Raw genomic sequence first — 8,840 nt, 5'->3', positions numbered from 1 at the left:
CCCTGCCCGCGCCGCCCTTCGCGCTGCCGCCGCGGGATCTGCTGGGCGGCGTGGAGCGCTGGCTCCGGCTGGCGGGCGACGCGATCGACCCGGCGGACGCGGCGTATCTGCGCGAGCGGCGGGACGGCTTCGCCTCGGCCGCCGCGCGGCTGACGCCCCGTCTGCCGCGCGGCCCGATCCACGGGGACGCCCTGCCCCGCAACGTGCACGTCACGCCGGACGGACCGGTGCTGGTGGACCTGGAGACCTTCTCGGCCGATCTGCGCGAGCACGACCTGGTCGTCATGGCCCTCTCCCACGACCGCTACGCGCTGCCGGACGCGGCCTACCGGTCCTTCACCGGCACCTACGGCTGGGACGTGCGCGAGTGGGAGGGCTGCGCGGTGCTGCGGGGCGCCCGGGAGACGGCCAGTTGCGCCTGGGTCGCGCAGCACGCGCCGGGCAACCCGAAGGCGCTGGCGGAGTTCCGGCGCCGGGTGGCGTCGCTGCGGGACGGGGATCCGACGGTCCGCTGGTACCCCTTCTGACCCCGCCCCGGCCGGCTGCGCGCCCCGCGGCGCCTCAGACCGGCTCGCCGGCCGGCTCGCGCAGCGGCCAGGTGCCGTCCACGACGGCGCTCGCGTCGCCCTTGCCGCGCAGGAAGGTCTGGAAGTCCGCCGCCCAGGCGGCGTACCACTCGATCTGACGGCGGTGCAGTTCCGCCGGACCGAGGGCGGCCACCTTGGGGTGGCGGCCGGCTATCGCGCAGGCCAGCCGGGCCGCGGCGAGGGCGTCGGCGGTGGCGTCGTGGGCCGCGTCGAGGGCTATGCCGTACTCCGCGCAGACGGCTTCGAGGTTGCGCTTGCCCCGGCGGTAGCGGTCGACGGTGCGGTCGATCGTGTACGGGTCGATGACCGGGGCGGGGTCCCGCCCGCCGAGGCGGTCGCGCAGCGACGGCAGGCCGTACCGGCGCAGTTCGGCGGAGAGCAGGCTGAGGTCGAAGGCCGCGTTGTACGCCACGACCGGGACGCCCGTCCGCCAGTAGCCGGTGAGGACGTCGGCGACGGCGTCGGCGACCTGGTCGGCGGGGCGGCCCTCGGCGGCGGCCCGGGCGTCGCTGATGCCGTGCACCGCGACCGCGTCCGGCGGGATGGGGACGCCGGGGTCGGCCAGCCACTCACGGCGGCCCAGCGGCTCCCCGTCCCTGACCTCGATGACGGCGGCCGTGACGATGCGTGCCTCGCGCGGGTCGGTCCCCGTCGTCTCCAGGTCGAAGCCGGTCAGCAGCTCCCGGTGCCAGCCCATGGGCTGCCCCCCTTCCATGTGGTGCGTTCCCCCAGTGGTCATCACCTTCGCACGCACCACTGACAATCGGCGGGCCGCCCTCCGCCCGCCCCGGCGGCGACGGGAGCCGGGAGGGAGGGCGGTACGGCCCGGCGGACCGGGCGGGGCCGGGGGCGCGGCGGGTCAGGACACCGGCCGCGAGTCCGCCCACATCTGCTCGAACTCCTCGCGGTAGGTGGGGAACAGACCGCCCTCCTCCACCTGGCCCGGTTTGACCACCTTCGTGCCGTTGCGCAGGACCACCACGGGCGCCTCCATCCCGCGGGCCCGGCGCAGGTAGTTCTGCACCACGGCGATGCCGTCCGCGCCGTCACCGTCCACCAGGTAGGCGGTGCAGCGCGGGGTCTCGTCGTAGACGTGGATCTCGAAGGCGCCGGGGTCGCGCAGGCGGGACCGCACCCGGCGCATGTGGAGGATGTTCATCTCCACGGAGCGGCCCAGTTCGCCGCGTTTCAGGCCGAGTTCGCGCTCGCGGCGCTTGACGGCGCTGGAGGCCGGGTTGAGGAACAGCAGCCGTACCCGGCAGCCGGACTCGGCCAGCCGCACCAGGCGGCGGCCGGAGAAGTTCTGCACCAGCAGATTGAGCCCGATACCGAGGGCGTCGAGCCGGCGGGCGCCGCCGAAGATGTCCTCGGCCGGGAACTGGCGCAGCAGCCGCACCCGGTCGGGATGCACCGCGACCACGTCGGCGTAGCGGTCGCCGACCAGGTCCTCGACGGCGTCGACGGGCAGCCGGCGCGCCGAGGGGACGTCCCCGCCGGTGCCGAGCATCTCCAGCAGGCGCGCGGAGGCCCGTTCGGCCTGGTTCAGCACGGCCTCGGACAGGGCGCGGTTGCGGGAGACGACGTTGCGGGTGACCTCCAGCTCGTCGAGGGCCAGCTCGACGTCGCGCCGGTCGTCGAAGTACGGCTCGAAGCAGGGCCAGTGCTGCACCATCAGCTCGCGCAGCTGCGGCAGCGTGAGGAAGGACAGCACGTTGTCGTCCGCCGGGTCGAGCAGGTAGCCCTTGCGGCGGCTCACCTCGCGCACCGCCACCGCGCGCTGCACCCACTCCTGGCCGGCCGGTCCGGCGGCGGCGACCACCCACTCGTCGCCGTGGACGGGCTCGTAGACCGGCCGCAGGACGGCGGCGACGACCGCGCGCAGCCGCTGCTCGACGAGGTTCAGCCAGATGTAGGCGCGGCCCGCCCGCTGGGCGCGGGTGCGGACCTCGCGCCAGGCGTCGCCGTCCCAGTCCAGCTCCGGCCCGATCGAACCCGCGTCCATCGGCCGTGCCAGGGACACCGCGCCCGGCGGGGCGTCCGTGGAGGTCCCCTCGTGACCCTCGTCACCAGGGGGCAGCTCCAGCCCTCCCGAGCCCACCCGTGCACCGCCTTCCGCTCCCCCGGGACTCCCCGTCCCGACGATCAAGGAGACTACTCCGCAAGCGGCGCGCGGTGCAGCCCGATGGACCGGGTCGTTTCCCAACTTCCGCACTCCGCACGATCGTTCCGCGCGACGGGGCCGGCGGGGAGTGATCCGGCTCATAGTGGCACGCGCGCACCCGGCACGGCTGCCCCTTGCGTCACCCGGGCCGCGGGAGTACGCGTGTGCGGTGGGTGGTACCCGGCCGGCCGGCGCCGTCCGGGGGATGCACGGGCGGGCCCGGAGTGGGCATATGTCTGGGGGCCTGTCCGACAGGTCGCGGCGGTTCCCTCATTTTCGAAGGAGACTCGGGGAGACTCGGAGCCAGGCGCCGCCATCGGCGCCGTACACCTGAAAGAGTCGTATTCATGCAGGTCTGGCCTGGCGAAGCGTATCCACTCGGTGCCACCTACGACGGCGCCGGCACCAATTTCGCGGTCTTCACGGAGGCCGCGGACCGAGTAGAGCTGTGTCTGCTCCACGACGACGGCTCCGAGACGGCGATCGAGCTGCGGGAGAGCGACGCGTTCGTGCGGCACGCGTACCTGCCCGGGATCATGCCCGGGCAGCGCTACGGCTTCCGTGTGCACGGGCCGTACGCACCCGAGCGGGGGCTGCGCTGCAACTCCGCGAAACTCCTCCTCGACCCGTACGCCCGTGCGATCAGCGGGGCGATCCAATGGGGTGAGGAGGTCTACGGCTACCACTTCGACGACCCCGGACGGCGCAACGACCTGGACTCGGCGCCGCACACGATGACCTCCGTCGTGGTCAACCCGTACTTCGACTGGGGCGACGACCGGCGCCCCCGGACGGAGTACCACCACACGGTGATCTACGAGGCCCACGTCAAGGGCCTCACCATGCGCCACCCGGGGCTGCCGGAGGAGCTGCGCGGCACCTACGCCGCCCTGGCGCACCCCGCGGTGATCGAGCACCTGACCGAGCTGGGGGTGACGGCGCTGGAGCTGATGCCCGTGCACCAGTTCGTCAACGACCACCGGCTGGTCGACATGGGTCTGAACAATTACTGGGGCTACAACACCATCGGCTTCTTCGCCCCGCACAACGCCTACGCGTCCTGGGGCGACCGGGGACAGCAGGTGCTGGAGTTCAAGTCGGCGGTCAAGGCGCTGCACGAGGCGGGCATCGAGGTCATCCTCGACGTCGTCTACAACCACACCGCCGAGGGCAACCACCTCGGGCCGACCCTGTCCTTCAAGGGCATCGACAACCCGCGCTACTACCGGCTGACCGACGACCCCCGCTACTACATGGACACCACGGGCACCGGGAACTCGCTGCTCATGCGGTCCCCGCACGTGCTCCAGCTGATCATGGACTCGCTGCGCTACTGGGTCACCGACATGCACGTCGACGGCTTCCGGTTCGACCTCGCGGCGACGCTCGCGCGGCAGTTCCACGAGGTGGACCGGCTGTCGTCGTTCTTCGACCTGGTGCAGCAGGACCCGGTGGTCTCCCAGGTGAAGCTGATCGCCGAGCCCTGGGACCTGGGCGAGGGCGGCTACCAGGTGGGCAACTTCCCGCCGCTGTGGACGGAGTGGAACGGCAAGTACCGCGACACCGTGCGGGACCTGTGGCGGGGCGAGCCGCGCGCGCTGGCGGAGTTCGCGTCCCGGCTGACCGGCTCCTCGGACCTGTACCAGGACGACGGGCGCCGCCCGCTGGCCTCGATCAACTTCGTGACCTGCCACGACGGCTTCACGCTGCACGACCTGGTGTCGTACAACGACAAGCACAACGAGGCCAACGGCGAGGACAACCGGGACGGCGAGAGCCACAACCGGTCTTGGAACTGCGGGGCGGAGGGCGAGACCGACGACCCGGAGGTGCTGACGCTGCGGGCGCGGCAGATGCGCAACTTCATCGCCACGCTGATGCTGTCGCAGGGCGTGCCGATGCTCAGCCACGGCGACGAGGTGGCCCGCACCCAGCGCGGCAACAACAACGCCTACTGCCAGGACAACGAGCTGGCCTGGCTGGACTGGCCCGGGCCGGAGGGTGAGGACGGCGAGGACGGCGAGGAGGCCGGTGACGACCTGCGGCGGCAGATGCTGGCCTTCACCCGCGCCATGGTGTGGCTGCGCAAGGACCACCCGGTGTTCCGGCGGCGCCGCTTCTTCCACGGGCGTCCCGTGGAGGGCACCCACGACGACCTCTCTGACATCGCCTGGTTCACCCCGGAGGGCGCGGAGATGACCCAGCGGGACTGGGACTCGGCGAGCGCGTCGGCGCTGACCGTCTTCCTCAACGGCAACGCGATCTCCGAGCCCGGCCAGCGGGGCGAGCGCGTCACGGACGACTCGTTCCTGCTGATGTTCAACGCCTCGCCCGGGCCGCTGGACTTCGTGGTGCCGGTCGACCACGGCCGGCAGTGGGAGGTCGTCGTCGACACCGCGCGCGCGGACGGCGTCCCCCCGGGCACCGGTCCGAAGGTCGACGCGGGCGACCGGCTGACCCTGCCCGACCGGAGCCTGACCGTGCTGCAGCGGCCCGCGTAGCAGCGCCGGGGCCACCCGTACGGGGCTGCGGGTGGCCCGAGCGGCGGCGGGGATGACACGAAAGCCGCCGGGCCGGGTACGTAGCTGTGCATGACACCTGAGCGACCTGACCCGGCGGTGCCCACGGCGACCTACCGGCTGCAGCTGCAGCCCGGCTTCCCGTTCGCGGCCGCGGCGGCGGCCGTGCCGTACGTGGCCTCGCTGGGCGTCTCCCACCTGCACCTGTCCCCGGTCCTGGAGGCCGTGCCGGGCTCGGCGCACGGCTACGACGTCGTGGACCACGCGCGGGTGCGCGCCGAGCTGGGCGGCGAGGAGGGGCTGCGGGCCCTGTCCCGCACCGCCCGGGAGCACGGCCTGGGCCTGGTGGTGGACATCGTCCCCAACCACATGGCGATGGCGCCGCGCCACAACCACGCCCTGTGGGAGGTGCTGCGCGAGGGACCCACGTCCCGGTACGCGCGGTGGTTCGACATCGACTGGCAGGCCCAGGACGGCCGGGTGCTGCTGCCGGTGCTGGGCGGCCCGCTCGGCGCGGAGCTGGACCGCATCGAGGCCGACGGCGACGTGCTGCGCTACTACGACCACGTCTTCCCGCTGCGCGAGGGCACCGGGGACCTGCCGCTGCCGGAGCTGCTGGACGCGCAGTGGTACCGGCTCGCCTGGTGGCGGCTGGCCCGCACCGAGCTGAACTACCGGCGGTTCTTCAGCATCTCCGAGCTGATCGGGGTGCGGGTGGAGGACCCCGAGGTGTTCGAGGCCACGCACGCGACGGTCCTCGCACTGCTGCACGAGGGGGTGGTGGACGGGCTGCGCGTGGACCACCCCGACGGACTCGCCGACCCGGACGGCTATCTGCGGCGGCTGCACGAGGCGTCCGGGGGCCGATGGACGGTGGTGGAGAAGATCCTCGCCGACGGCGAGCGGCTGCCCGCCTCCTGGCAGGTCGCCGGCACCACCGGCTACGACGCCCTGCGCCACGTGGACGGCCTGTTCACCGACCCGGCCGGGTTCGGGGAGCTGCTCGGCCAGTACCGGCGGTTCGCGGCGCCCCAGACGGACCGGGGCGGCGACTGGGCGGCGACGGTGCGGCGGGCCGCGTACAAGGTGCTGACGCACGAGCTGGCCACCGAGGCCGACCGGCTGACCCGGGTCGCGGTCCGGCTGTGCGCGACGTCCCCGGAGCCCGCGCTGCGCGACCGGGCGCCCTGGGCGCTGCGCACCGCGCTGCGGGAGCTGCTGGTCCGCCTGGAGGTGTACCGGCCCTACGGGTCCGTGGACGCGGCCCGGGTGGTCACCGAGGAGGCGGCGGCCGAGGCCCGGCTCGCCTTCACCGTCCCCGAGGAGGCCGGGGCGGTGGACGTCGTACGGGACCTGGTGCTCGGGCGGTACGGGGACGGGCCCGCGCACGTGGAGTTCCGTACGCGGTTCGCGCAGACCGCGTCGGCGCTGCGGGCCAAGTCCGTGGAGGACACGGCGTTCTACCGCTACGTGCCGCTGCTGTCGGCGACCGAGGTGGGCGGCGAGCCGGGCGGTCCGGCGGTGTCCCCGGACGCCTTCCACGCGTACTGCGCGCGGGTGCAGCGCGACTGGCCGGTCACGGGCACCGTCGTGTCGACGCACGACACCAAGCGCAGCGCGGACGTGCGGGCCGCGCTGCACGTGCTCACCGAGTGCCCCGGGCGCTGGGCGGACGTCCTGGCGGAGGTGACCCGCACCGGGGACGGCGTGCCGGACGGGCAGCTGGCCTGGGCGGCCTGGCAGACGGTGTTCGGGCTGGGCGGCCCGGCGGACGCCGACCGGGTACGGGGGGCGCTCCTCAAGCACGTGCGCGAGGCGGGCATGTACACCAGCTGGACGGAGCAGGAGCCGCCCTACGAGGAGGCGGTCGAGCGGTTCGTGACGGCGGGGCCGTGCGGGGTGCCGGGCGAGCGCGTGACGGCCTTCCGGGACGCCCTGGAACCGCACATCACCGCCAACGTGCTGGGCACGGCCCTGGTCCATCTGACGATGCCGGGCGTGCCGGACGTCTATCAGGGCACGGAGCACGAGTACCGGGCTCTGGTGGACCCGGACAACCGGCGCGTCGTGGACTTCCCCGCCGGGCCGGCGGAGGGCAAGGGGGCGAAGGAGACGGTGACGCGGGCGGCGCTGGGGCTGCGGGCGCGGTTGCCGGAGGTGTTCGGTGACACGGCGTCGTACGAACCGCTGACCGCCGAGGGGCCGGCCGCGGCGCACTGCGTGGCCTTCGTGCGCTCCGGGCGGGTGCTCAGCGCCGTGACCCGGCTGTCGCTGCGGCTCGCGGAGGCGGGCGGCTGGCGGGAGACGCTGCTGCCGCTGCCGCCGGGCCGGTGGGCCGACGTGCTCACGCCGGGACGGGAGTTCACCGGTCAGGTGCGCGCGGCGGACCTGTTCGGGGCGTGGCCCGTGGCGCTGCTGGAGCGCACCGCCGACGCACCGTAGGCACGGGACGGCGGCGGCCGCGGGCCGGCCTCCCGGGAGTGCTCCGGGCGCCCCCGGAGCACTCCCCCGGCACACCCTTGACAGCGGTCCGTGACCGTGGGGTACTGCGGAAAGCGAGGTCGGGCGGATGCGACGGGGGGTGGGTCTGCTGGCGGAGCTGCGCTATCCCACGGTGGCCGAACTGGAGTCCGCCGCCCGGGCGCTGGCCGGTCTGCGGCCCGCGCTGTGCGTCCTGCGGCAGGTCGGCGTCTCCCGCGCGGGACGTCCGCTGTACCTGCTGTCCGTGGGCCGCGCCGAGCCCGCCGTCCTGGTCGTCGCCGGCGCGCACGCCAACGAACCGGCCGGGGGCGGCACCCTGCTCGCGCTGGCCCGGCGGGTCCTGGCGGAGGCGGAGCTGCGGGACGGGACGTCCTGGCACTTCCTGCTGTGCGCGGACCCCGACGGGGCGAGCCTCCACGTCACGTCGTCCCCGCGCAGCCTGTACGACTACCACCTCGGCTTCTTCCGTCCGGCCGGCCCCGAGCAGCCGGAGTGGGCCCCGTCGGTGCTGCCGCCCGACCGGCTGCCGCCGGAGACGCGCGCGCTGACCGGCGTCATCGACGAGCTGCGGCCCTACCTCCAGGTGTCCCTGCACGGCACCGAACTCGGCGGGAGCTGGGTGCAGTTGACGCGGGACCTGCCGGGGCTGCCGGAGCCGTTCGCCAAGTCGGCGGCGCAGCTGCACATCCCGGTGGAGACCGGGGCCTCGGACGCGGCGGGCTGGCCCGCGTCCGGCCCGGGCGTCCATGTGATGCCCGGGGCGGAGGCGGGCGCCGCGTATCCGAGCCTGCCGGACGACGCCCGGCACAGCACCTGGTACCACGCCCACCGGTACGGCGGTCTGACCGCCGTGGTGGAGGTGCCGATGTGGGCGAGCGACCTGGTGGACGACCCGGCGCCGCATCCGGCGCCGGCGGCGGCGATGCGGCACCTGTCGCACCGGCTGCTGCGGGACGCGGACGCCGTGCGGCGGATCCTGGAGCAGGCGCGGCCCCTCCCGGAGTCCGTCGCCGGGCCGCTGCTGCGGGCGGCCACCTGGGGCCTGGAGCTGGTGCCGGGGCTGGCCGCCGACCTGGTGCGCACGCCGCCCGT

General features: G+C 74.3%; 6 protein-coding genes. 4 read left to right on the top strand and 2 right to left on the bottom strand.

Annotation, left to right across the window (positions count from 1 at the left end; genetic code table 11):
• Positions 1 to 527, top strand: a 527-nt coding sequence (locus G3I53_RS27270) for a phosphotransferase (RefSeq protein ID WP_164438878.1), incomplete at its 5' end; no start/stop codon positions are given.
• 34 nt (positions 528 to 561) lie between these two features.
• Here the strand turns inward: G3I53_RS27270 and G3I53_RS27265 are convergent.
• Entirely contained in the window at positions 562 to 1,284 is a 723-nt protein-coding gene (locus tag G3I53_RS27265; protein WP_164438880.1) for a 3'-5' exonuclease, read from the bottom strand.
• A 162-nt stretch (positions 1,285 to 1,446) separates the two neighbouring features.
• Positions 1,447 to 2,685: an SAV2148 family HEPN domain-containing protein gene (locus G3I53_RS27260; RefSeq protein WP_164332975.1), complete on the bottom strand. Its 1,239-nt coding sequence runs from the start codon at positions 2,683 to 2,685 to the stop codon at positions 1,447 to 1,449.
• A gap of 410 nt (positions 2,686 to 3,095) precedes the next feature.
• Between G3I53_RS27260 and glgX the strand changes: the two genes are divergently transcribed.
• The 3 genes from glgX to G3I53_RS27245 form a co-directional block, all read left to right on the top strand.
• Positions 3,096 to 5,249: a glycogen debranching protein GlgX gene (gene glgX / locus G3I53_RS27255; protein WP_164438877.1), complete on the top strand. Its 2,154-nt coding sequence runs from the start codon at positions 3,096 to 3,098 to the stop codon at positions 5,247 to 5,249.
• A gap of 90 nt (positions 5,250 to 5,339) precedes the next feature.
• Positions 5,340 to 7,709, top strand: a complete 2,370-nt coding sequence (treY, locus tag G3I53_RS27250) for a malto-oligosyltrehalose synthase (protein WP_164438876.1) — start codon at positions 5,340 to 5,342, stop codon at positions 7,707 to 7,709.
• A 139-nt stretch (positions 7,710 to 7,848) separates the two neighbouring features.
• Positions 7,849 to 8,840 (top strand): M14 family zinc carboxypeptidase (locus G3I53_RS27245; protein ID WP_164438879.1); only part of this gene is annotated, 992 nt, incomplete at its 3' end.

The organism is Streptomyces sp. SID14436 (assembly GCF_010548465.1).
Lineage (GTDB): Bacteria > Actinomycetota > Actinomycetes > Streptomycetales > Streptomycetaceae > Streptomyces.
Note: the sequence above shows the minus strand (reverse complement) of the source record. Positions and strands in the feature narration are given on the sequence as shown.

What these genes read in the sequence shown, in the direction of transcription:
- G3I53_RS27265 (WP_164438880.1), bottom strand. Translation starts at nt 1,284, where the DNA reads ATGGGCTGGCACCGGGAGCTGCTGACCGGCTTCGACCTGGAGACGACG.
- glgX (WP_164438877.1), top strand. Translation starts at nt 3,096, where the DNA reads ATGCAGGTCTGGCCTGGCGAAGCGTATCCACTCGGTGCCACCTACGAC.
- treY (WP_164438876.1), top strand. Translation starts at nt 5,340, where the DNA reads ATGACACCTGAGCGACCTGACCCGGCGGTGCCCACGGCGACCTACCGG.